Genomic DNA, 24,507 nt, shown 5'->3' on the forward strand with positions numbered 1-24,507 from the left:
CGTGCGGCAGCGAGCGATCTACGCCGTGAACCAGCCCACGATGGACGAGGCAGCGTTGTTGATGCCTGAAACCGCCGCCTTTCCAACATTCGTGGCGGCCATGGAACCCGCCAAGTTTCCCACGCCGCCCAGACCGATACTGAGCGCCATTCCAGCGACGCCGGTGTAGAACTGGTCGCTGCCCCAGCCGTACGCCTTCGCGTTGTACAGGGTGCTGATGCCCGCGAAGACGAGCGAGGCGCCTCCGAGCGCGGCAGCCAGCGGCTGACCGCCGGGGATAAACGCCGCCACGACCGCTGCACCGCCGAGGATGGCGCTGATCTTGGCCGTGGAGGTGGCTGCCGACGCGGCGTTCTCCTGCTGGGCGTCCCGGATGTCGCCGACATCGACCTTGTCGTTGGCCTCCGTGTTTGCACGGTCGACGTTGTCGGCCTTGTCCTTCCGGGCCTGTTCCGCCGCCTTCGCGGCCTCGGCGGCGACTTCCTGCTTGCGCTTGGTCTCCGCGATCCGCTTGGCGTCACTGGCCGCGGCCCGCGCCTCAGCCGCGGACTTGCCCGCCGCGATGGAGTCGGCGTACGCGCGGTCGGCGGAAGCCTGGGCACTGTTCGCCGAGGCGACCGCCGCATGTGCTGAGTTGATCGCCTGGTTGGCCGAGTAGTTGGCCTGGCGGCTGGCCGTGCGGGCGGACGAGGCCGCGGACGCGGCGGTCTTGGCCGAGGCCTCGGCGGCAGCGGCCGATCTGTCAGCGCTGTCGGCTGCGGCATCGGCATTGTCCGCGTGCGTCTGTGCATCCCTGGCCGAATCCTGGGCCTTCTTGGCCCACTCATCGGCTTCCTTCGCGGCCGAGCGTGCCAGAGCCGCCGCCTTGGACGCCTCGGCAGCGTCCTTGTACGCGGTGGCGGCGGTGCGAGCCGCGGAGGCGATCTGCGAGTTGATGGACGCCACATGGGTCGCGGTATCGTTGTCCGCCTCCTGCGCGTTGTAGTGCGCGTAGTCGACGAACTGGTGCAGCATCCACTCGGGGCCTTCGAGGGCGGTCTGCGCCGCGGCCTCAACGTTCGGACCAGCCCCGTTGAGCGCGGCCAGGGTCGCGGCTCGGTCGTCCTCGGTTTGCGCCGCCGAGTACTTGTAGAGCAGGAACGCGTGCAGCGCATCGACGCTGCCGTCGTCGAGGGCAGCGTTGGCGGCAGCGGTGACGGCCTTGCCCGCCCCATTAAGGGTCTTGAGGACGGCCACGCGATACTCGTCCGCCTGTACTTCCTTGGCGCCGTGCAGCAGGAAGTCCGAGACAGCGTTCGGGTCGGTGCTCTCCAGCGTCTGCTGCGCGGCCTCTGAGAGGACCACCCGGTTCAGGTTGGCGAGGGTGAGGACCTTCTCGCGGTCGTCGAGGACTGCAGCCTCACTGTGGCCCGTCCTCACCCATTCGACGACCTGCTGGTCGTCGCCCGTCAGCGCCTGCTGCGCAGCCTGGCGGCTCCAAGCCGATGCGGTGTCCATCCGGTTGACGGCCGCTCTGCGGCCCAGCAGAGCCGCAGCCCGGATGTCGCTCTCGGCAGCCGCCCGGGCGAGCAGATCACGCGTCTCCTGGCCAACCTGCTCCTGCTCGGCCTGGAGCGCCTGGATCTTCTTTGCGGTCTCACTCTCCTCGACCTTGAGCTGCTTGGCCACCTCGATGGCCAGAGCACGCTCCTCGCCGAGCTCGGCGGCCTCAGCGGTACGGGCGAACGTGGCAACACCCTGCGCCTGCTTGACCGCGTTCCCGGCCTCCTCGGCCGCTGCAACAGCCGCGTTGGCGTTCCTCGTGGCGGTCGCGGCCCAGTCGCCGGCCTCACCGGCGGCGTTCGCGGCGTCCTCGGCCGCCTTGGCCGCCTTCTCAGCGTGGGCGGCAGCACTGTTGGCGGCCGTACGTGCCTGACCGGCTGCGGTGGCAGCCTGCTGAGCCAGCGAGCCCGCCCGCGCGGCGGCGGCGGTGGCGATGTCGGCGGCGGACTTGGCGAGCGCCGCGGCGTCTCGGGCCCGCTTGGCCTCGGACTGCGAGACACCCGCTGCTGAAGCTGCGTCAGCCGCCGCGGCGGCTGACGCAGCCGCGTTCTGGCCGGCGCGAGCGGCAGCGGCGCTCGACCGCTGGGCCGCGCTGCTCGCCTCGGCGGCGGCTCCGGCCGCGTCGGCGGCCCTGCGGGCCTTGGCAGCCGTGTCCCTGGCAGCCTTGGCGGCGTCCTTGGCCGCGCCGGCCTGGGAGGCGTTCTTAGACGCCGCAGAGGCGGCGTTGTAGGCACGGACCGAAGCCTGCGCTGCGGCTGCTGCAGCTGCGGCAGCCGCCTGGGCCGCCGAGGCAGCCGTCCGAGCCGCGTTGATGGCCGTCCGCGACGCCGTGACCGCGGTGCGGGCGGCGTCGGCGGCCCCCCGGGCGGCGTCTGCGGCGCGCCCGGCTGCGCGCGAGGCCTTGGCCGAGTCGCCCTGAGCGGCGGCGCTCTCGCTGGCCGCCTTGAGCGCGGCCGTCTTGGCGGCTGCGGCGGCGGCCTCGGCCCGCTCCGAAGCCTCCTTCGCTGCGACCGTGGACTTGTGTGCGCGGGCGCCAGCGTTCTCGGCCTGCTGCACGAGTTGGTCGATCGTGAGTTTTTCCTGGTCGCGGGCGCGCGCGAGGTGCTGGCCCTTCTCCAAGAAGGCGACGACGTCAGCGGGGGTGCCGTCCAGCGCTCGGTTGATCGCCGTGGTCATGTTGGGCCCGGCGCCTACGAGCATCGCCAGCACCTCCGCACGCTCATCCTCCTGGCGCGCGGTGTACTGCCCCTTGGCCAGGAAAGCGTCGAGTGCTTCGGGAGTGCCGGTGTTCAGAGCCTTGTTCGCCCCGCGCACGACCGCCTTGCCACCCCCATCGAGGACGGTGAGCACCGCCGCCCGACGGTCGTCCGCCAGTGGGCCCTTGTAGCCCTTGGTGACGAAGATGTGCAGATCGGAATCCGTGCCGGAGAGAGCTGTCTGCGCGGCGGCCCGTACTCCAGGCCCGGCGTAGTTGAGCATTGCCAGGACGGCGGCACGCTCGTCCTCGGCCCGCGCACGCGAAAGGTTCGTGTCAAGGAAAGCCTTGAGCGCGTCCTCGTCCCCGACGAGCGCCGCTTCCGCCTGCTGGCGTACCGCACGGCCGCCAAGCTGCCACTCCTGAAGAACTTGGGTGCGCGCATCGTCGGGCAAGCCTATTTCGGCCGCCCAGGCGGAATCTCCCCAGGTCGTGCCCAGCATGATCGTGGACAGGGCGAGTGCGACGCCCGAGATGCCGACGCCGCGCCACCGTCTCCGTCCGCCGCTTATTTTTTTTAGTTTCACTTACCATCCTCCACCTAAATACACCCATCCGGGCAATGGGAAATCGCCAGCTAAGGATCACACGAACGACCCTCGCACGACCACGCAAGCGCAAGGGAGTTACCGTTGCGTAATTTTTCATTTATCGAATATTTATAAGAAAAAATACAACCTTTCCTGGTGTGACGGAAGTCTCGTTTAGAGCCGCGATCGAGCTGGGATTCAACCCCGCCCACCCGATTGACAATGGATCCGTTTGCAGGATTTGATTTCGAAGAGAATAAGCATGGGCACACTGTCACCCATGCATACTTATCCTGCATTAATGGAACATTCGGACAGAACGAGCGCTGGGAACTTTGATGAAGGTACGAAACACGATCACGCCGAAGCGCCTGGTGAGTCCCGTCCTGGGTGTTGCCGCGGCGGGCGCCCTGACATGGCTCGCACTCGCCGGCGCACCGGCCAGCGCATCCGCGCATCGTGCGGCGGTCGCGGACGAGTTGCCGGGCCATGCCGTCGAGGACTTCAACTACCCCGGAGCCGAAAAGGTCCTGGAGGAGCAGGGCATCGTCCTCAAGCGGGGCGACGGACACATCGTCCTGGCTGACTGCACCAGCGGGACTGGTCTACTCGAGCTCTCCGCCCGCGACCAGGGCCGGATCTGCTTCCGAGTCACCGGCAACAGCGGCTTCCTGACAATGGAGATCCCTGCGGTCAATGGCGTCAAAGGCAACGACTACACCACCGAGGTCGACATGACCGTCGATGGCAAGGAGACGTCCTTCGACATCGCGAAGAACGCGTGGACCCCCGTCGGTGAGACGACCGACCCGGAGGGGCGCGACTACGTCCTCCTGGAGATCAGAACCACCAAGTAGCAGTCAGCTCGATCCATCCGTAACCAGCAAGGAATCCTTGTGTCTTCGAGATCTTCCCGCCGTGTGCGGGGTACGGCTCTGTTCGCGGTGGTCGCCGCGGCCGGGGCGATGACCGTCTCCTCTCCCGCCCAGGCCGTCGTCGGTGACGCGGTCGCCGACGGCACGTACGCCTTCACCGCCAAGCTCGACATCGGTGAGGGCGATACGAAGCGTGCCTGCACCGGTTCGCTGGTCGACGCCCAGTGGATCCTGACCGCGAGCAGCTGCTTCGCGGCGGCCGGGCAGCCGGCCTTCCCGCTGCCCGCCGGCGCCCCGGCGCAGAAGACCACGGCGACGATCGGGCGCACCGATCTGACCGGCACGGGCGGCAAGGTCGTCGAGGTGACCGAGCTGGTCTCGCGCAGTGACCGTGACCTGGTGATGGCCAAGCTGGCCCAGCCGGTCACGGACATCGCGCCGGTCCTGCTCGCGGACTCCGCCCCGGTGGCGGGCGAGAGCCTGCGGGCGGTCGGCTACGGCCGCACCGCCACGTCCTGGGTGCCCGACCGGCTGCACGCGGGCACGTTCGACGTGACCGCGGCCGGTGCGACGACGGTGGCCGTCACCCGCGACGGCGGCGCGATCTGCAAGGGCGACGCGGGCGGACCCGCCCTGCGCGAGCAGAACGGCACGGTCCTGCTCGCCGCCGTCCACAGCGCCTCCTGGCAAGCAGGCTGCTTCGGCTCCGACGAGACCCGCCCCGGTGCGGTGGAGTCCCGCACCGACGACCTCACCGACTGGGTCACCCAGGTCCGCGGACTGCCGAAGGACCCGCAGGTGGCATCCGGGGACTTCAACGGCGACGGGAAGGAGGACATCGCCGCCTTCTACGACAACGGCACCGGCCCCGACGGCAAGAACAGGTCCTCCCTGTTCGCGTTCTACAGCAACGGCACCGGCTTCGCGGAGCCCAAGAGGGTCTGGGCCAGCACGGGATCCTTCAGCGGCGCCGCCAGCAAGCTGACCTCCGGCGACTACAACGGGGACGGCAAGGACGACCTCGCCGTCCTCTACAACTCCGGCCAGGCCGCAGACGGCAAGTACGCCACCACCGTGTTCACGTACACCAGCAACGGGGCCGGGTTCGCAGCACCCAAGCAGACCTGGGCCAGCTCGGGTTCCTTCGACTGGAGCAAGAGCAAGCCGGTCTCGGGTGACTTCAACGGCGACGGCAAGGACGACCTCGCCGTCTTCTACAACGGCGGCCAGGCCAACGACGGCAAGTACGTCTCCCTCGCCTTCACCTTCACCAGCACCGGCACCGCCTTCAACAACCCCACCACATCCTGGACGAGCTCGGGCTCGTTCGACTGGAGCAAGAGCAAGCCCGTCTCCGGTGACTTCAACGGCGACGGCAAGGACGACCTCGCCGTCTTCTACAACGGCGGCCAGGCCAACGACGGCAAGTACGTCTCCCTCGCCTTCACCTTCACCAGCACCGGCACCGCCTTCAACAACCCCACCACATCCTGGACCAGCACCGGATCCTTCAACTGGAGCAAGAGCAAGCCCGTCTCCGGTGACTACAACGGCGACAAGAAGGACGACCTCGCCGTCCTCTACGACTCCGGCCAGGCAGCGGACGGCAAGCACGTCTCCACCCTCTTCACCTTCACCAGCAACGGCACCGGCTTCGCGGCACCCAAGCAGACCTGGTCCAGCACCGGCTCGTTCAACTGGAACGTGAGCCTGCCGACCTCCGGTGACTACAACAAGGACGGCAAGGACGATCTCGGCGTCCTTTACGAAGGCAGTAAGACTGCTGACGGCCGACGTCTCGACTCGCTGTTCACGTTCACCAGCACCGCCACCGGCACCAAGGCACCGGTGCTCCACTGGTCGGGCGGCGTCGTCTGACCGACCGGTCCCGCACGCGGGGCGGTGGGCAGGACACCCTTATGCTTTCCGGGCGCATCAGCTCTCCGAAAGGCATGCCGTGAACTACAGGGTCCAGCCCACCGCCCAGGTCGACGAGACCGCCGAGATCGGGGCCGGTTCCAGCGTCTGGGAGCTGGCGCAGATTCGTGAAGGGGCCCGGCTCGGTGAGGGCTGTGTCGTCGGCCGTGGTGCGTACGTCGGTACCGGTGTGCGTATCGGCGACAACGTGAAGTTGCAGAACTATGCCCTCGTCTACGAGCCCGCCGAGCTCGGCGACGGTGTCTTCGTCGGCCCCGCCGTCGTCCTCACCAACGACCACAACCCCCGCTCGGTCGACCCGGACGGCAAGCAGAAGCGCGGCGGCGACTGGGAGGCCGTCGGCGTGAAGGTCGCCGAGGGCGCCTCGCTCGGCGCTCGCTCGGTCTGCGTCGCGCCGGTCCGGGTCGGCCGGTGGGCGATGGTCGCGGCCGGCGCCGTGGTCACCAAGGATGTTCCGGACTTCGCCCTGGTCGTCGGCGTGCCGGCCCGGCGGATCGGCTGGGTCGGCCGCAGCGGCGTCCGGCTGGTCGAGCGCGAGGGCGAGCCGGGGGTGTGGGAGTGCCCGCAGAGCGGTTCCCTGTACGAGGAGAAGGACGCGCTCCTCACCGAGCGGACCGTCTGACAACCATGGCCGACCATCGGTACTCCACCGTCGCGGACGTGACGGTCCTGCCCGAGTGGTTCATATGTCCGCGCAGAAGAGGATGACACTCATGGCGGGGGCTCCCGCACCGAAGGCCGCCGAGCACGCGCGGCTGGACTCTCTCACCGGGCTGCGCTTCTGGGCAGCGCTGGCCGTGGTGCTCTATCACCTGTCCCGGCAGGCCGGCCAGCTTCCGTGGATCAGTGACGTGACCTGGTACGGAAGGAGCGGGGTCACCTTCTTCTTCGTCCTGTCGGGCTTCGTGCTGGCGTGGACGTACGACGGCAAGACCGTGCCCGCGGTCGTCTTCCTCTGGCGCCGGTTCGCCCGGATCTGGCCGCTGCTGGCCGCTTCGGTCCTGGCCTCCGTGGCCGTCTGGCATGCGCTGGGCACCGACTTCTCGCTCCGCGGGACCGCCGCGACGCTGGGCCTCGTGAATGCCTGGGTGCCGGATCACTCCTATCTCTCGGGCGGAAACCCCGCCGCCTGGTCGCTGAGCGACGAGGCCTGGTTCTATCTGCTCTTCCCGCTCCTGCTGGCATGGCCCCTGATGCGGAGCGCCCGGGGGCGGATCGTCGTCGCCGTCGTCGTGTGCGCGGCCTCGCTGGGTGCCTGGCTGGGCGGCGCGCTGATCACGGATTCGCTGGTGCGGGTGTGGGCGCTGGACTACTTCCCGCCGACCCGGACGCTCCAGTTCGTCCTGGGGGTCGCCGCCGGGCTCGCGGTGAAACGGGGCTGGCGCCCGGCGGGCGGCCTGCCGATAGCCGTCCTGGCGGTCCTGGCCTGGCACCTGGCGCTGATCCCTTGGTCCCACGCCGTGCCGGACAGCCTCTGGTACAGCCCGTACAGCGCTTCCCAGCTGCTGTCCGCACCGATCTTCGCGCTGCTGGTCGCGGCTGCTGCGGCGGCGGACCTGGAAGGCCGCCGGACCACTCTCGCCGGACCCGCCATGGTCAGGCTCGGACAGTGGTCCTTCGCCTGGTACCTCTTCCACGAGATCGTGCTGAGAGCCCTGGCCGGCGTCTACGGCAAGCCGGTGGGCCGGCTCGAGACGGCCGGCTTCTGGGCCGCCACGCTGCTGCTGAGCCTGGCGGTGGCCGCCATTGCTTACCATTGCGTGGAACATCCGCTCGAACGCCTGCTTCGCCGTCGAGGCCCAGGCGGATCTGCCCGCTCCCGAGCGGTACACGCCGTGCCGCAGGAGCCCGGTACGTACCCGCCGGGCGCGCACCCCCATTCCTCACCTCAACGTCAAGCGATTCAGAAGAAGAGCGTGCAATGAAAGTCATCAGCATCGTCGGTGCTCGCCCCCAGTTGGTGAAGCTGGCTGCTGTCGCCGCGGCATTCGCCGGGACCGATCACCAGCACGTCATCGTCCACACCGGACAGCACTACGACGCGGACCTTTCGGACGTCTTTTTCGAAGGTCTCGGCATCCCTGACCCCGATGTGCACCTCGGCGTCGGTTCCGGAAGCCACGGCGTGCAGACCGGATCGGTGCTCTCCGCGCTCGACCCGGTCCTGGAAGCGGAGAAGCCCGACTGGGTCCTGGTCTACGGCGACACGAACTCGACGATCGCCGGGGCTCTTTCGGCGGTCAAGCAGCACCTTCCGGTGGCTCACCTCGAAGCGGGTCTGCGGTCGTTCAACCGCCGGATGCCCGAAGAGCACAACCGGGTCCTGACCGACCACTGCGCCGATCTGCTGCTCGCGCCGACCGAGGAGGCCGTACGTCACCTCGCGGCCGAAGGGCTGTCCGAGCGCACGCAGTTGGCGGGCGACGTCATGGTCGACATCTGCCTCCGCATCCGGGACGCCGTGCGCGCCGGCGAGCACGCGGCTCCAGCCCTGCCCGAGGGCATCGACCCCTCGCAGCCGTTCCTGCTGGCCACCCTGCACCGCCCGGACAACACGGACGACCCGGCCCGACTGTCCGCCATCATCGACGCTCTCGCGGGCCTGCCCGTGCCCGTCGCGCTGCTCGCCCACCCGCGCCTCGTGGCGCGCGCCGAGGCCCATGGCATCGAGCTGGCCAGGGGCGCCGTCCACGTCGGGCGGCCGCTGCCCTACGCGGGCCTCGTCGCCGCCGTCCTCGCCTCGTCGGGCGTGGTCACCGACTCGGGAGGCCTCCAGAAGGAAGCTTTCCTCCTGGAGCGGATCACCACGACCATCCGTCCCGAGACCGAGTGGGTGGAAACCATCCACACCGGTTGGAACGTCTTGGTACCCGACCCGCACGAGATGGACCCGGCGCAGTGGGCCGCCACCGTCTCCCGCCCTGTGCCCACGAGTGATCCCGGCACGCCGTACGGCGACGGACACGCCGCGGAAAACGTCGTCCGGATCATGGAAGAGTGGAAAGGGGGCAGCCGGTCCGCGTGACATGCGCAGCGCCGCGTTTGGTGCTAATAGGCATATGTCACCGTGCTAGCGTCACCATTTATGTCAGTGTCTCCCAGGTCTGGGCTGCCCGCGAAAGGCACGCGACCTCATGTGATCTATTTCGCCATCGGTTTTCCACCAGCAGCAAAAAGCTGTGCCTACCGCATGCGCGAAACCGCGAACCAGTTCATCAATGTGGGCTGGGACGTCACCGTCGTCACCATCTCCCAGGAATCATGGGAACTGGACTCCGGCATCGACCTCACCCTGCTGGAGCAGGTCGACCCGCGCGTAAAAGTCGTCGAGCTGCCGCTCTCGCGCGAAGACCTGGAGACGGACATCCGTCTCTTCGACGAGGCGCGGGCTCTCAGCCCCGCCAAGTGGGTCACGGAACTGCGCAAGCGCCAGGCCAAGACCTTCCCCGAGGCCAGCTTCGGTGAGTGGCGCGAGACCCTGGAACAGGCGGCGCTGGACATCCACCAGGAGCACCCCGCGGACCTCCTGGTCGCCAGCTGTGTCCCGTACGTGAACCTGGCCGCAGCTTGGAAGCTGTGGGAGGAAGCGCACGTTCCGTACGCCGTCGACTTCCGCGACGGCTGGTCCATCGACGTCATCGACGGCACGGAGGCCTTCTCCCGCGACTCGGAGCTCGGTCGCTGGGAGCAGAAGATCCTGGACCACGCGGTCTCGCTGTGGGTGGTCAACGACCCGATCGCGGAGCACTACCGCGCCCGCTACCCGGACTTCGCCGATCGCGTGCGTGTCGTGCGCAACGGCTACGACGCGGACAGCTCGCCGGGCCACGCCCACAAGCCGGACCTCGACGCCGGACTCACCTTCGGCTACCTCGGCACGGTGAACTTCACCGCGACGCACCTCGAAACGGTGCTGGACGCCTGGCGCGCGGCGCGCGAGCAGGAACCATTGCTCGCCAACGCCCGTTTCGAGGTCCGCGGCCACATCGGCAACGGTGCGGGCCGCGGAGCAACCCGGCACGCCGAGATACTGAAGGAGGCGGAGGCGGATGGAGTCCACTTCGGCGGACCCGCCTCCAAGGCCGAGGTCGCCGAGATCTATGCGCGCTGGGACGCCATGGTTCTCATCCTCATCGGTGGCCGCTTCGTGACGTCCGGCAAGGTCTACGAGTACATGGCCACGGGACTTCCGATCGTCTCCGCCCATGTCGTGGAGCACGACGCGTCGAACGTGCTGCGGGGCCACCCGCTGTGGACGGGAGCCGTGGGACTCGATGTCGAGGCCATGACCGATGCGTTCATCCGCGCCGCCCACCTGGCGGTCGACACGAGCGACGAGGCCCATGCCGAGGCGATGGCCCACGCCGACCAGTACACGCGGGAGTCGCTGATGACCGTGGCCGTGCGCGAGCTGGTGGACCGTCTGACCGCCGACACATCCGAACCCGTCGGCGTCAAGGGCACGACCGCCCTCCCCGAGAAGTCGATCGTCACCGGAGGACCCGCGTCGTGACCGACGTCCTGTTCATTGCCAGCAAGAGACCCGCGCTGGGCCTCTTCACCGACTCCCTGGTGAAGTTCCGGGAGCGCGGCGCCAAGGTGTACCTCGCCGGCACCTTCAAGATGACCTCGACCGCCGAAGAGCTCACCGACGCCGGGCTGGACGGACTCCACCAGCTGCCGCGCAACCTCAACACGCGCAGCTCCGCCATGCGCCGCAAGGCCAGGAAGTCTCCGGCGGGCATGCGCGTGTGGATGCAGTCGCAGCGGGACCGCTGGCTGCGTCAGCAGGCCCGCACGGCCCATGTGATCGTGGCCCTGGACCCGGCCGCCGTCTACACCGTCTGGCGGCTCGCCCAGTACAACACCACGGCCGAGGCGCACTTCGGTCTCGCTCCGGCGCTCAGGGCCGTCGACCGGATCTCCTCCGAGCCGCCCCGTCCCACGACGCTGCCCCCGGTCGGCGTCGTGGCCCGCGACGTGCGGCGCTCCATCAGCGGGCTTCCCGCCGCGGTGATGCGGACCGCCACCGCGCGCCCGGTGATGCGCTCCACCGTGGGGGCCCGGCTCTGGCGTTCGGCCGTGACCGTCCCCGGTATGCCGGGGACCGTCCGCGCCTCGGCCTCGCGCTACGTGGCCGAGGGCATGGAGGAGGCGGGGCGGATCAGCGGTGCGGCCATAGCGCTCAGTGCCGCGGCCGAGAAGATCCCCGACCTCGCGCTCAAGGCCCAACTGCTCCACGAGAGCGCCATGACCGAGGTCTCCAAGGGCATCAGCCCGCGTGATCTCGGCAAGGCGGTCGACGGACACCTCGCCCACGCCGACGACCAGTTCGCCAAGGGCGATTACGCATCGGCGTCGGTGGCCCTGTACCGGGCGCTCTCCCTCGACTTCCACCGCGTCCTGCACATCGACCAGCTCAGCTCACCGCTGGCCAAGGACGCGGAGGGCTTTGTCGCGCCGCTCCAGAAGTCCCCGGCCTACCGGGCTGTCGCACGGCCCCGCGGCAGGAAGACACCGCCGAAGAGCCCGCCGTCCGACCGGCCGTTGCGGCTGCTGGTGACCACCAGCACCAATGCCAACTTCCTCCAGCACATCCGCACCCGGTACGAGGACCACCCCGGTGTCGAACTGCGGTTCCTGGACCTCGCCGCCCACAAGCCGCTCAAGAAGATCGCCTGGGCCGCGCCCCAGATGCTGGAGGACCGGCTGTCCGGCGGCACATCGGAGTACCAGGACGATGTGGAACGGCTGATGCGGCCGCACCTCGACTGGGCGGACACGGTGTTCGTCGACTGGTCGGTGGGCCCGGCCGCCATGCTGACCACGATCGATCCCGGTGACACCAGGATCGTCGTACGGCTGCACAGCTACGAGGCGTTCACCCGCTGGCCGCACATGACCGACTTCTCGCGGGTGGACGATCTCGTCTTCGTGGCCCCGCATGTGAAGGATCTGGTGACGTCGCTGGTGCCTCAGCTGCGCGAGGCGTCAGCACCTCGGATGCACGTCCTGGACAACGCGATGGAGCTCAAGGGCTTCCTCCGCCCCAAGTCGGCCGACGCGCGCTTCAACCTCGGTCTGATCGGGATCAGCCAGGTCGCCAAGGACCCGCGGTGGGCCGTGGACGTGCTCAACCGCGTGCGCGAGCAGGACGATCGCTACCGGCTTCTCCTCGTCGGCAACGAGATGAGTCCGAAGACGAGCAAGGCCACCGCCGACTACCTGACGCAGCTGCGGCGCGAGCTCAAGCCGCTGGAGGAGTCCGGCGCCGTCGTACGCCTCGGCGCCACCGACGACGTACCGGCCGCGCTCACCGACATCGGGGTCATCCTCAGCTCGTCGGTGCGTGAGGGATGCCATGTGGGTCTGATGGAAGGGGCCGCCAGCGCGGCGGTGCCGGTCGTCCGCGACTGGCCGTTCTACGCCGGAAAGCCGCACAGCGCCCGCACGCTCTACCCGCAGGGCTGGGTCGTGGACTCGCCGGAGGAGGCCGCGAAGCGCATCCTCGAGGTCACGGCGTCCGAGGAGTCCTGGCGTGAGGCCTGCGAGCAGGCTTCCGCGCACGCGGTGGGGACCTGGGACTGGTCCGTCGTCCAGAAGCGCTTCGACGACCTGTTCCTGGGCTGACCCCGGGTCGATACGGCGGAGGGCCCGCACCCACCAGGGTGCGGGCCCTCCGCCGTACAGGTGCGACGCCGGTCAGACGAGCACGCCGGGGTGGCGCAGCCGCCACCCCGCCCAGGCCGACTCGACCATGGTCCGAATGCCGTACCGGGCCGACCACTCCAGCTCCGCGGCGATGGCGTCCACGGAGGCGACCACCCGGGCCGGGTCGCCGGGGCGGCGGGCCCCGGCGACCGGGGGCAGGCCGGTGCGGCCGGTGACGTCGAGGATGATGTCGATCATCTCGGCGACGGAGGAGCCCTCGCCCCGGCCGATGTTCAGGACCAGTTCGGCGGACGGGTCCCGGGCCAGCCGGCGGGCCGCGGCGACGTGGGCGGAGGCGATGTCCTCCACGTGGACGTAGTCGCGGACGCAGGTGCCGTCCGGGGTCGGGTAGTCGTCGCCGAAGATCCGGGGGGCCTCGTCGGCCTCCAGGCGTTCGAAGACCATCGGGACCAGGTTGAAGACGCCTTCGTCGGCCAGCTCCGCCGAAGCGGCTCCGGCGACGTTGAAGTAGCGCAGCGACGCGGTGGCCATGCCGTGCGCCCGGCCGGCCGCGGTCACCAGCCATTCGCCCGCCAGCTTGGTCTCGCCGTACGGGCTGAGCGGGAGGCAGGGGGTCTTCTCGGTGACCAGGTCGACGTCGGGCATGCCGTAGACCGCCGCCGACGAGGAGAACAGGAAGCGCCGGACACCGGCTGCGGCGGCGGCCTCCAGCAGGGTGCGCAGGCCGTCGACGTTCTCGCGGTAGTAGTACAGCGGTCGTTCGACGGACTCCGCGACCTGCTTCTTGCCCGCGATGTGCACGATGCCGGTCACCGCGTGCTCGGCCAGCACCCGGTCGAGGAGCTCCCGGTCCAGGACCGAGCCCACGACGAGCGGGACGCCCTCGGGAAGGCGCTCCGCCCGTCCGGTGCTGAGGTCGTCGAGGACGACGAGGCGCTCCTCGCCCGCCATCTCCGCGACCACGTGGGACCCGATGTAGCCGGCCCCACCGGTGATCAGCCAGGTCATCGTCAGCCGCCGATGACGACGCGGCGTACGCCCGCCCAGTTGGCCGGGTCCGTGGTGCGGCGGCCGTCGACCAGGACGCGGACGTCCGGGAGGTCGGCGGCGGCCAGCTCGCGGTACTCGGCGTGGTCGGCCTGGAGGATCGCCGCGGTGACGGCCTGGTGGCCGTCGTGCGGGACGAGGCCGAGGGCGGTCAGTTCCTCGGGGGTGTACATCGGGTCCGAGACGAACGGCACCGCGCCGCGCGTCTTCAGGGCCTCGACGACGCCGAAGACTCCGGAGAACGCGGTCTCCTTGACGCCGCCCCGGTAGGCCGCGCCCAGCACCAGGACCCCGACGCCGTCCAGGTCGCCGTAGGCGGCGGCCAGCAGGTCGACGGCGTACGAGGGCATCGCGGCGTTGGCCTCGCGGGCCGAGCGCACGACGGTGGCCTCCGGGTCGTTCCACAGGTACATCCGGGGGTAGATCGGGATGCAGTGGCCGCCGACGGCGATGCCGGGCTGGTGGATGTGGCTGTAGGGCTGGCTGTTGCAGGCCTCGATGACCTTCTTGACGTCGATGTCGTTCTGGTCGGCGAACCGGGCGAACTGGTTGGCCAGACCGATGTTGACGTCGCGGTAGGTGGTCTCGGCGAGCTTCGCCAGCTCGGAGGCCTCCGCCGTGCCGAGGTCCCAGACGCCGTTGGGGCGGGGCAGGTCCTCGCGCTCGTCGAAGTCGAGGACGGCCTGGTAGAAGGCGACGCCGCGCTCGGCGGACGCCTCGTCGATGCCGCCGACGAGCTTGGGGTAGCGGCGCAGGTCGGCGAAGACCCGGCCGGTGAGGACGCGCTCCGGGGAGAAGACCAGGTGGAAGTCCTCGCCGGGGGTCAGGCCCGAGCCCTCGGCGAGCATCGGCGCCCAGCGGGTACGGGTGGTGCCGACCGGCAGCGTGGTCTCGTAGCTGACCAGGGTGCCGGGCTTGAGGCCGGCCGCGATGGCCTTGGTGGCGGCGTCCATCCAGCCGAAGTCGGGGGTGCCCTCGGCGTCCACGAAGAGCGGGACGACGACCACGACGGCGTCGGACGCGGCGACCGCGGCCGTGGTGTCCGTGGTGGCGGAGAGCAGGCCGGCGCCGACGGTCTCCTTGAGCAGACGGTCGAGGTCGTGCTCACCGGGGAACGGCTCGGTGGCCGCGTTGACGAGTTCGACGACCTTCTCGTTGACGTCCGCGCCGATGACCTTGTGGCCCTTGGCGGCGAACTGCACGGCGAGCGGAAGTCCGATCTTGCCGAGCGCGACTACACAGATATTCATCGGGTTACTTCCTCTTCGACCTGGACAGCGTGCGGCGCAGCCGTGCGCCCACGCCGGACTTCGGTTCCCGCAGCGGGGCCGTCGTGATCACGAGCCGGCCCTTGGTGTTGATGTTCGCCGAGACGCGGTGGGGGTCGGCGGTCCCCCAGCGGCGCGCCAGCGGCATCGGCTGCCCTTCGGTGCGGACCGGGATCTCGTACGTGGAGCCCGCCACGTCCACGTAGAGGCGGACGCCCCTCTTGGTGCGGGCGGGTGCGAGCGGGATACGGGCGGTCAGCAGGGTGCCGCCGTCCTCGGCCGGGCCGGCGGTGAGCGTGCCGCCGCGCTGCGGGCGCGGGGCGTCTGCCGGGAGCTTGCGCGCGCCGGCCTTGTCCGCGCTCTGCGGCATGGCGCCCTGGGCCAGGGCGACGACGGCCGTCGAGGTGTCGCCGGTGATGCCGACGCGCAGGTTCACCACGCAGGTCAGGTCCGTGCCGTGCTGCTCCCAGCCGGCCGACTCCAGTCGCGTACCGGTGGAGAGGCGGCCCGAGACCGTCTCGCCGAGCACCTCGTAGTAGCGGTCGTCGAGGCCGACGGCCGGGTCCCGGAATCCGGGGTAGGAGGCGAAGGCGCGGTCGCCCTCCAGCAGGAAGGGCGGCGCTCCGTGCTCGGTCTCGTCCGCGATGGCGCGGGTGAGCTCCTGGACGGCGCCGCTGCGGGCGAGGCCGAAGCGCACCCGGCGCTTGACCCCGGTGCCGTCGCGCAGGCCGTCGGTGAAGTAGGCGTCCACCAGTTCGCCGACGCCTTCGCACACCTGGCGGCGGGTGTCGAGGTCGAGTGCGGGGAAGTCCTTCTGCAGGAGCTTGGTCAGCTCCCAGTCGAAGTGGCGCTTGAACACGGCGTCGCGCCGCGGGCCCGCCGGGATCAGGGCCGCCGTGTGCTCCATGATCCGCTGGACGCAGCGGAGCCGGGCCAGGTGGTTCGCCCGGTAGGTGATGTTGCTCGCGTCGCCGCGCTTGACCGCGTAGTAGCAGGTGTAGTCGGAGAGCACGGAGATCTTCCGGGCCCGGACGCACGCCTCGATGGTGAACGGCTGGTCGCTGCCGACCGGCATGTCCTCGGGGAAGCGGAGCCCGTGCTTCTCGACCAGTTCCCGGCGGAAGAGCTTGGTGTTGGCCAGGGTGAAGGGCAGCTCGGAGTCGTCGAGGGTGACGTCGCGGTTGCCGGTGTACAGCTTCTGATGGACGTAACGCCCGTTCGTGCCGACCATCTTGCCGACGACCACGTCGGACTCGTGGGCGTCGGCGTAGCCGACCATCCGCTCCAGCGCCTCTTCGCCCAGGTGGTCGTCCGAGCCGATGAAGTAGACGTAACGGCCGGTCGCCAGGTCGAGGGCGCGGTTGCTCGGAGCGGCCGGGCCGCCCGAGTTGGGCTGGTGGACGACGGTGAAGACGTCGGGGTGGAGCTGGGCGAAGCGGTCGAGTTCCTTGCCGCTGTCGTCGGTCGAGCCGTCGTCGACCGCCACGACCTGGAGCCGCTCGTGGCCGATGCTCTGGCCGACGAGCGAGTCGAGACACTCGGTGAGGTACGGCATCGTGTTGTAGACGGCCACGATCACCGTGACGTCGGGTGTGGTCACCTTCTCGGCTCCTGCTCCTGCTCCTGCTCCTGGCCCCGGTCCGCCGGGATGAGGACCGTGGTGCCGCCGGTGGCGGACTCCAGTACGGAGGCGGCCACCTCGACCGTACGCAGACCCTGGCGCAGCGTGCAGATGTCGGCGGGCTTGCCCTGCACCGCGTCGCGGAACAGTTCGTGCTCGACGAGGAGCGGCTCGCGCTTGGGGATGGCGTAGCGGATCATGTCGCCCTCGGAGACCCCGCGGAAGGCGCGCAGCGCCTCCCACTCGGTGGTGACCGCGGCGTTGGAGTGGAAGGTGAGGTCGGCGGTGAGGGTGTCGGCGATGAAGCAGCCGCGCTCGCCGGTGACCGAGGTGAACCGCTCCTTGAGCGGGCTCAGCCAGTTGACCAGGTGGTTGACCATCGTGCCGTCGGACAGCTGGCCCACGGCGGAGACCATGTCCTCGTGCGGGCGGCCGGACTTGGAGACGGTGTGGGCGGCGATCGAGGTGTACGTCTGCCCGGTGACCCAGCCCGTGAGGTCGATGTCGTGGGTGGCCAGGTCCTTGACCACGCCGACGTCGGCGATCCGGTGCGGGAAGGGGCCCTGGCGGCGGGTGACGACCTGGTAGACGTCGCCCAGCTCGCCGGCCTCCAGGCGGGCGCGGAGCGAGAGCAGGGCCGGGTTGCAGCGTTCGATGTGACCGACGCCGGCCACCAGGCCGCGCGACTCGAAGGCGTCGACGAGGCGGCGGGCGCCCTCGACGGTGTCGGCGAGCGGCTTCTCGACCAGGGCGCTGATCCCGGCGTCGGCGAGCTGGAGGCCGACCTCCTCGTGCAGCGCGGTCGGGCAGGCCACGACGGCGTAGTCGATGCCGAGGGCGATGAGCTCCTCGACGGTGGCGAGGACGGGTGCGCCCTGGGCCCAGCCGTTCTTGTCGCCCATCGGGTCGACGACGCCGACCAGGTCGACGCCTTCCAGGCCCGCGAGGACGCGGGCGTGGTGGCGGCCCATGGAGCCGAGGCCGATGAGCCCGGCCTTCAGTGCGGCGCTCACAGGTTCTCCCCCAGCGCGTTCACGGCGGCGGCGATCCGCGCCAGGTCGCCCTCGGTGAGCGAGGGGTGGACGGGCAGCGAGACGACCTCGGCGGCGGCCCGCTCGGTCTCGGGCAGGTCCCAGGTGCGGCCGGCCTTCTGGTCCGGCTCCCAGTAGGGCTTGAGCCGGTGGATCGGCGTCGGGTAGTAGACCGCGTTGCCGATGCCCGCCTCGGTGAGCTTCGCCATGGCGGCGTCGCGGTCGCCGCTGATCCGCACGGTGTACTGGTGGTAGACGTGCCGGGCGCCCTCGGCCACCGGCGGCGTGGTGACGGCCGGGGCGATGATGTGGGCGTCGAGGTACGCGGCGTTGGCGCGGCGCTGCTCGGTCCAGCCCTCGACCTTGCCGAGCTGTACGCGGCCGACGGCGGCGGACACGTCGGTCATCCGCATGTTGGCGCCGACGATCTCGTTGGCGTACCGCTGCTCCATGCCCTGGTTGCGCAGCAGGCGCAGGGTGCGGGCCAGTTCGGCGTCGGCCGTGGTGACCATGCCGCCTTCGAGGGAGTGCATGTTCTTGGTCGGGTAGAAGCTGAAGGTGCCGCCCGCGCCGAACGCGCCGACGGGGGTGCCGTTCAGGGCCGCCGCGTGGGCCTGGCAGGCGTCCTCGACCACGGCGAGCTTGTGCTTCTCGGCGATGGGCATGAGCTGGTCCATCGCGGCGGGGTGGCCGTAGAGGTGCACCGGCATGATCGCGGCGGTGCGCGGGGTGATGGCGGCTTCGACCGCCGCCGGGTCGAGGCCGAAGCTGCCCGGCTCGATGTCGGCGAACACGACGTCGGCGCCGACGAGGCGGACCGCGTTCGCGGAGGCGGCGAAGGAGAAGGACGGGACGATCACCTCGTCGCCGGGGCCGATGCCGAGCGCGAGCAGCAGCAGGTGAAGGGCCGAGGTGCCCGAGTTGACGGCGACGCAGTGCCGGTCGTCGACCAGGCGCGAGAAGCCTTCCTCGAAAGCGGCGACTTCCGGGCCCTGTACGACGCGACCGCTGCGCAGCACGCGTACGGCGGCCTCGATCTCGTCTTCCCCGATGACCGGGCGGGCAGCGGGAATCGGCTGCTCGTTGATGCTCGTCATGAACGTCCTCCTTGAACACCGCAAGAGCTCGTACCAGGCAGAGCTCCGAGGTGCGGGACGTCTTACCGAGGTCGCGCGTAAACCCCACCGGCGCGATGCCGACGCCCTGCCGAGGAATCCGGCCCGGTCGGTATCGCCGCCGGGCCTTGTCACCAACCGTAGTTTTCGTGAAGAACGCTCACACGCATGGCAACCGCCGTCACATTATCAGGGATTTCTCAGCCCATTTCGGGCTCGTTAACCAGCCCTTGCATCAGTTCTGAAACAAAGCAGGTGTCCCGCCCCGATGTGCTCGGAGCGGGACACCTGAAGATGAACAACCGGTTACGGATGCATCAGTTCGCCGACGAATCGCCCTCCGCGGAAGGCGCGGAAGCCGTTACGGACGGCGACGACTGCTCGGCGGCGACGGTCTTCTTCGTCGTCTTCTTCGCGGCCGTCTTCGCCGTCGTCTTCTTGGCGGCGGTCTTCTTCGCGACGGTCTTCTTGGCGGCCGCCTTCTTTGCCGGGGCCTTCTTGGCGGCGGCCTTGCGGGCCGTCTTCTTCGCGGGGGCCGGCTCGGCGGATTCGGAATCCGGCGTACCGGATTCCGGCGCCGTGGTTTCGGGCTCCTCGGCCTTGGCCTCGGGCGCCGAAGCGACCACGACGATCTCCGCCTCGTCCGACCCGGTGGGCGAGCCCGCCGGAGCGGTGACCTTACGGGTGGCCCGGCGCCGGGCACGCGGCGGGGCGGCCACCGGGGCCTCGGCCTCGGGTGCCTTCTCCGCCGAGGCCTCGGGGGCCGGGGTCTCGGCGGCGGGCGCCTCGACGACCGGGTCCTCGGCCGCGACCGGGTCCGTGGTGGGCTCGGCCGGCCGGACCGGCTCCGCGGCCTGCTTCGGCGAACCCGCCGGGGCGGTCGCCTTACGGGTGGCCCGGCGGCGCGTACGGCCCTGGGGCGCGGCCTCGGCCGGAGCCTCGGGTGCCTCGGGGGTCTCCGCGACCTCCACGACCTCGGTGACCTCCACGGCCTCCGCGGCCGGGGCCTCGGCGGGCGTGTCGACGACCGGCTCGGGCCGGGTCTCGGCGACGGGTGCCTCGGCCTTCGGGGCGCCGGCCGGGGCCGACGCCTTGCGGGAGGCCCGACGGCGGCCACGGCGCGTGGCGGCCGCCTCCGCCTCGGCGGGGCTGCTGTAGAACTCCTCGTCGGCGGTGACCTCGGGCTCCACGGCCACCGGGGCGGCGACCTCGGCGGCCAGCTCGGCCTCGGTCTCGGCGGGCTCGGCCGCGTGCTCGTCGTGGCCGTGCTCGTGGTCCTGGCCCGCGCCGCCGCGGCCGCGCTTCTTGGACTTCTTGCCGCCGCCACCGCCGCCGACGGCCGTCGGCTGCTCCATGTGGACGATGACGCCGCGGCCGTTGCAGTGGACGCAGGTCTCGGAGAAGGACTCCAGCAGACCCTGGCCCACCCGCTTGCGGGTCATCTGGACCAGGCCCAGCGAGGTGACCTCGGCGACCTGGTGCTTGGTGCGGTCGCGGCCCAGGCACTCCAGGAGCCGCCGCAGCACCAGGTCCCGGTTGGACTCCAGCACCATGTCGATGAAGTCGACGACGACGATGCCGCCGAGGTCGCGCAGCCGCAGCTGGCGCACGATCTCCTCGGCCGCCTCCAGGTTGTTCCTGGTGACGGTCTCCTCCAGGTTGCCGCCCTGGCCGGTGAACTTGCCGGTGTTGACGTCGACGACGACCATCGCCTCGGTCTTGTCGATCACCAGCGAACCGCCGCTGGGCAGGTAGACCTTGCGGTCCAGCGCCTTCATCAGCTGCTCGTCGATGCGGTACGTCGCGAAGACGTCGACCTCGGAGGTCCAGCGCGAAAGCCGCTCGGTGAGGTCGGGCGCGACGTGCGAGACATAGCCGTGGATGGTCTCCCACGCCTCGTCGCCGCTGACGATGACCTTGGAGAAGTCCTCGTTGAAGATGTCGCGGACGACCCGGACGGTCATGTCCGGCTCGCCGTAGAGCAGCGTCGGCGCGTTGGAGCCGCTGGTGCCCTTGGCCTTCTTCTGGATGTCCGCCCACTGCTGCTGGAGCCGCTCGACGTCACGGCGCAGCTCGTCCTCGCTCGCGCCCTCGGCGGCGGTGCGCACGATGACGCCCGCGTCCTCGGGGACGATCTTCTTGAGGATGGTCTTGAGGCGGGAGCGCTCGGTGTCGGGCAGCTTGCGGCTGATCCCGGTCATCGAGCCCTCGGGCACGTAGACGAGGTAGCGGCCGGGCAGCGAGACCTGGCTGGTGAGGCGCGCGCCCTTGTGACCGATCGGGTCCTTGGTCACCTGGACCAGGACCGACTGGCCGGACTTGAGCGCGGTCTCGATGCGGCGCGGCCCGTGGGCCATGCCGAGCGCCTCGAAGTTGACCTCACCGGCGTACAGGACGGCGTTGCGGCCCTTGCCGATGTCGACGAACGCGGCCTCCATGGACGGCAGGACGTTCTGGACCTTGCCCAGATAGACGTTGCCGACGTAGCTGGTGGCCTGCTCCTTGTTGACGTAGTGCTCGACGAGCACGTTGTCCTCGAGAACGCCGATCTGGGTGCGCTCGCCGCTCTGGCGGACGACCATCACCCGCTCGACGGCCTCGCGGCGCGCCAGGAACTCCGCCTCGGTGATGATCGGGACGCGGCGGCGGCCCTGCTCGCGGCCCTCGCGGCGGCGCTGCTTCTTGGCCTCCATACGGGTCGAGCCCTTGATGGACTGGACCTCGTCGAAGCCGGTGCCCGGCTCGCGCTCCTCCTTCTTGCGGGGCTCGCGCACCTTGACGACCGTACGCTCCGGGTCGTCGGCGGTGGTGCCGTGCTCGGCCTCGGCGGCGGCGTCACCGCTGCGGCGACGGCGACGGCGACGACGGCGGCTGCTGCTCGAACCGGAGGGAGCGGAGTCGTCGTCCTCGTCGCTCTCCTCGGCGGCGTCCGGGGTCCGGTCCTGGGTCCGGCCCCGGTCCTGCTCGTCCTCGGAGCGGGGCTCCTCGGCGCGGGACGGCGCGGGCGCGTCCTCGGTGTGCTGCTCGTCGTCCGCGTCGCCGGCCTCGCCACGGCGGCGGCGACGGCCACCACGACGGCGACGGCGCGAGGGGCGGTCGCCGTACTCGTCGGTGTCCTCGCCCTCGTGCTCGTCCGCCTCGGCCTCGGGGGCCTCGTCGGCGGGCTGTTCGGCGGGCGTCTCCACCGGGGCGGCCTCGGCGGCCTGCTCGGTCGCCTCGGCCTCACCGCGGCGGCGGCGACGGCGGCGCGAGCCGCCCTGCGGCGCGGCCTCGGCGGGCGCGGGGGCCTGCTCGACCTCGGCGGTCTGCTGCTCCTCGGCCTCGTCGACCTCGTCGTACGCGGCGGAGGAACCGGCCGCGGCAGCGGCGGCGGCTGCCGTCTCGGGGGTCTGGAACATCGGCTCGGCGAAGACCGGGGCCTGGAAGACGGCGACGGCGGGGCGGGTCGCGCGCCGGCCCTTGCGGGTCGGCTCCTCGGTCTTCGCGGTGAACTCGGGGCGGCCGGCGGCGGCGGTGGCCCGGCGGCGCTGACGTCCGCGCGGGGCGGCCTCCTCGACCTCGTCCGCCTCGGCGGCGAGCTCCTCGGCGACGGCGGCGGGCAGGCTCTCGCCGGTCCCGGCGGCCTCGACGGCGGTCTCCACGGGCTCGGCCGCCTGCGGCGTACCGGCGGGCGCGGACGCCTTGCGGGAGGCGCGGCGGCGGGTGCGCGGCGCGGGGGTCTCCTCCGCGGCCTCCGCCTCGGCGGCGGGTGCCTCGGCGGCCGGCGCCGGCTCGGTCGCAGGCTCGGCGACGGGCGCGGCGGCCTGCGGCGCACCGGCCGGGGCCGAAGCGCGGCGGCGGGTGCGGCCGCGCGGGGCCTCGGCGGGCTCCGGCTCGACGACGGCGGCGGGCTCGGCGGCCGGGGCGGGCTCGGCCACCACGGCGGGCTCGACCACGACGGCCTCGGCGGCGGCCGGGGCGCCCGCGGGGGCGGTGGCCTTGCGGGAGGCTCGACGGCGGCGGGGCGCGGGGGTCTCGTCGGGGGTCTCCACGGCGACCACGGTCTCCTCCTCGTCCTCGACGGCCTCGGGGGCGACGTCGGCGACGGACTCGGCCGGGGTCTCGACGACCGGGGCGGGGGTCTCGGCGGCCTCCGGCGCACCGGCCGGGGCGGTCGCCTTGCGGACCGCGCGGCGGCGGGTGCGCGGCGCGGGTGCGGCGGGCTCCTCCTCGGCGGCGGCCGGCTCGGGGGCCTCGGCGGCCGGGGCGGTCTCGACGACCACCGGGGCGGGCTCGGCGGCCGGCTCCGGGGCGCCGGCGGGCGCGGTGGCCTTACGCACGGCGCGGCGGCGCGTACGGGCGGGCGGGGCGGTCTCGGCGACCGTCTCGCCGGGCGTGTCGTCCGCGGCCGGTGCGGCGGACCCGTCGGCCGGTATGGCCGGCATGACGTCCTCGGCGGCGGCCACGGCGCCGCCGGGCGGGCCCGCCGGGCGGGAAGCGGCGCGGCGCCTGCGGCGCGGCGGCAGCTTGTCGCCGGGGGTGTTCTCTTCGTTGTTCCCGGTCGTGCCGGGTTCGTTCGGCTGAGGCATGCGGGCGGTTCTCCCGTCGTGCTCCCGGGCGCCGCGTCTGATTCCGGTCCGGCTCGGTCCGCAGTGGTGCGATACCGCCGTCCGGGGCGCGGGCGCCGCACGGGAACTGATGTCTGGCTCGCCGGTTCCGTATGCGGTGTGCGTACGGCCTGGCGAAAGTCTTGTGGGTCAGTGCGCGGCCCGACCCAGGTGGCTCCCGAGTCGGAGGGCTGCGCTACAACGACCGCCTTACGCGGAACCTGCACCTTCCGGCGCCGTCGCGACGGCTGCCCCGGCGACCACGGGATACGCGGTCGGGGCGGCCTCGCGGTCGGGCGCGAGCGGGTCGGTCACCGTGCCGGACTCCTCGTCGAAGAGCCCCTGCGCCAGCCTCGTCACCGCGGCGGGGACGGGCGGCGCCAGGTCGGCCACAGCTCGGAGACCGGACAGGACGTCGTCGGGTCGCACGGCAGGTGTCACGTGCCGAACAACCAGGCGCAGTATCGCACAGGGCCGCTCGCCCGGCCTATCGGCCGGATCGTCGACGACCCGCAGATCGGCGACGGCGGCACGGGCGTCGAACGTCCGGATGCCGTTCTTGGCCTTGCGCTGGACCTCCACGGTCTCGGCGTCGTCGAAGGCGGCCACGGCCGCGCGGAGCTCCTCGGGGTCGACGCCGTCCAGGCGCAGCTCCCAGACGGAGGCGGTGAGCCGTTCGGCGAGGCCCGAGGTGCGGGCCTCCACCGCGTCGACGATGTCGAGGCCGGCCGGCATCGACGCGTCGAGCAGTCCGCGCAGGACCTCGGGGTCCCGCGTCTCGGTGAGGGCGATCTCCAGGAACTCCGCCTCGCTGCCCGTGCCGGTGGGTGCGGCATTGGCGTAGGAGACCTTGGGGTGGGGCGTGAAGCCCGCCGAATACGCCATCGGCACCTCGGAGCGGCGCAGTGCCCGCTCGAAGGCCCGCTGGAAGTCTCGGTGGCTGGTGAACCGGAGGCGGCCGCGCTTGGTGTAGCGCAGACGGATGCGCTGCACTGCCGGTGCGGGCGGCGGGCCTTCGGGCTGTCGC

At 71.1% G+C, this 24,507-nt stretch carries 15 protein-coding genes; 7 read left to right on the plus strand and 8 right to left on the minus strand.

Going from position 1 to position 24,507, the window contains the following annotated elements; genetic code table 11:
* Positions 1 to 18: 18 nt before the first annotated feature.
* Positions 19 to 3,324, minus strand: coding sequence for an ALF repeat-containing protein (locus ACSMXR_RS10840; RefSeq protein WP_473171732.1), 3,306 nt, complete (start codon positions 3,322 to 3,324; stop codon positions 19 to 21).
* A gap of 341 nt (positions 3,325 to 3,665) precedes the next feature.
* On the opposite strand from ACSMXR_RS10840, the gene ACSMXR_RS10845 reads away from it, so the two are divergent.
* From ACSMXR_RS10845 to ACSMXR_RS10875, 7 genes are all read left to right on the plus strand, one after another.
* The gene (locus tag ACSMXR_RS10845) at positions 3,666 to 4,184 is read left to right on the plus strand and encodes a hypothetical protein (protein WP_381908350.1); all 519 of its coding nucleotides are present in this window, start codon (positions 3,666 to 3,668) and stop codon (positions 4,182 to 4,184) included.
* Between the two features lie 39 nt (positions 4,185 to 4,223).
* Positions 4,224 to 6,080 carry an FG-GAP-like repeat-containing protein gene (locus ACSMXR_RS10850; protein ID WP_473171733.1) on the plus strand — a complete coding sequence of 619 codons (1,857 nt, stop codon included), beginning with the start codon at positions 4,224 to 4,226 and terminating at the stop codon, positions 6,078 to 6,080.
* 79 nt (positions 6,081 to 6,159) lie between these two features.
* Entirely contained in the window at positions 6,160 to 6,762 is a 603-nt protein-coding gene (locus ACSMXR_RS10855) for an acyltransferase (RefSeq protein WP_473171734.1), read from the plus strand.
* Between the two features lie 91 nt (positions 6,763 to 6,853).
* Positions 6,854 to 8,065 carry an acyltransferase family protein gene (locus ACSMXR_RS10860; protein WP_381797373.1) on the plus strand — a complete coding sequence of 404 codons (1,212 nt, stop codon included), beginning with the start codon at positions 6,854 to 6,856 and terminating at the stop codon, positions 8,063 to 8,065.
* A complete protein-coding gene (wecB, locus tag ACSMXR_RS10865; protein ID WP_473171735.1) occupies positions 8,062 to 9,165 on the plus strand; it encodes a non-hydrolyzing UDP-N-acetylglucosamine 2-epimerase in 1,104 nt (367 codons plus the stop codon). Before ACSMXR_RS10860 ends, wecB begins: the two co-directional genes overlap by 4 nt.
* 165 nt (positions 9,166 to 9,330) lie before the next feature.
* Positions 9,331 to 10,653 carry a glycosyltransferase gene (locus ACSMXR_RS10870; protein ID WP_381797369.1) on the plus strand — a complete coding sequence of 441 codons (1,323 nt, stop codon included), beginning with the start codon at positions 9,331 to 9,333 and terminating at the stop codon, positions 10,651 to 10,653.
* Positions 10,650 to 12,770, plus strand: coding sequence for a glycosyltransferase (locus tag ACSMXR_RS10875; protein WP_473171736.1), 2,121 nt, complete (start codon positions 10,650 to 10,652; stop codon positions 12,768 to 12,770). The genes ACSMXR_RS10870 and ACSMXR_RS10875 overlap by 4 nt, the downstream gene beginning before the upstream one ends.
* Before the next feature lie 72 nt (positions 12,771 to 12,842).
* Here ACSMXR_RS10875 and galE read toward each other — a convergent pair whose 3' ends face one another.
* From galE to ACSMXR_RS10910, 7 genes are all read right to left on the minus strand, one after another.
* Entirely contained in the window at positions 12,843 to 13,820 is a 978-nt protein-coding gene (gene galE, locus ACSMXR_RS10880; protein WP_473171737.1) for a UDP-glucose 4-epimerase GalE, read from the minus strand.
* 2 nt (positions 13,821 to 13,822) lie between these two features.
* Positions 13,823 to 15,109, minus strand: a complete 1,287-nt coding sequence (locus ACSMXR_RS10885; RefSeq protein ID WP_473171738.1) for a nucleotide sugar dehydrogenase — start codon at positions 15,107 to 15,109, stop codon at positions 13,823 to 13,825.
* A 4-nt stretch (positions 15,110 to 15,113) separates the two neighbouring features.
* On the minus strand, positions 15,114 to 16,727 hold the full coding sequence (locus ACSMXR_RS10890; protein WP_473171739.1) for a glycosyltransferase family 2 protein: 1,614 nt from the start codon (positions 16,725 to 16,727) through the stop codon (positions 15,114 to 15,116).
* Positions 16,724 to 17,761: a Gfo/Idh/MocA family protein gene (locus ACSMXR_RS10895; RefSeq protein ID WP_473171740.1), complete on the minus strand. Its 1,038-nt coding sequence runs from the start codon at positions 17,759 to 17,761 to the stop codon at positions 16,724 to 16,726. The genes ACSMXR_RS10890 and ACSMXR_RS10895 overlap by 4 nt, the downstream gene beginning before the upstream one ends.
* Complete coding sequence (locus ACSMXR_RS10900) at positions 17,758 to 18,876, minus strand: DegT/DnrJ/EryC1/StrS family aminotransferase (protein ID WP_473171741.1); 1,119 nt, start codon at positions 18,874 to 18,876, stop codon at positions 17,758 to 17,760. The genes ACSMXR_RS10895 and ACSMXR_RS10900 overlap by 4 nt, the downstream gene beginning before the upstream one ends.
* Before the next feature lie 335 nt (positions 18,877 to 19,211).
* Positions 19,212 to 23,462 (minus strand): Rne/Rng family ribonuclease, encoded by a 4,251-nt coding sequence (locus ACSMXR_RS10905; protein ID WP_473171742.1) that lies wholly within the window; start codon positions 23,460 to 23,462, stop codon positions 19,212 to 19,214.
* A 228-nt stretch (positions 23,463 to 23,690) separates the two neighbouring features.
* Entirely contained in the window at positions 23,691 to 24,473 is a 783-nt protein-coding gene (locus ACSMXR_RS10910) for a TIGR03936 family radical SAM-associated protein (protein WP_473171743.1), read from the minus strand.
* Positions 24,474 to 24,507 lie beyond the last annotated feature (34 nt).

This window comes from Streptomyces sp. DSM 106670, assembly GCF_055792845.1.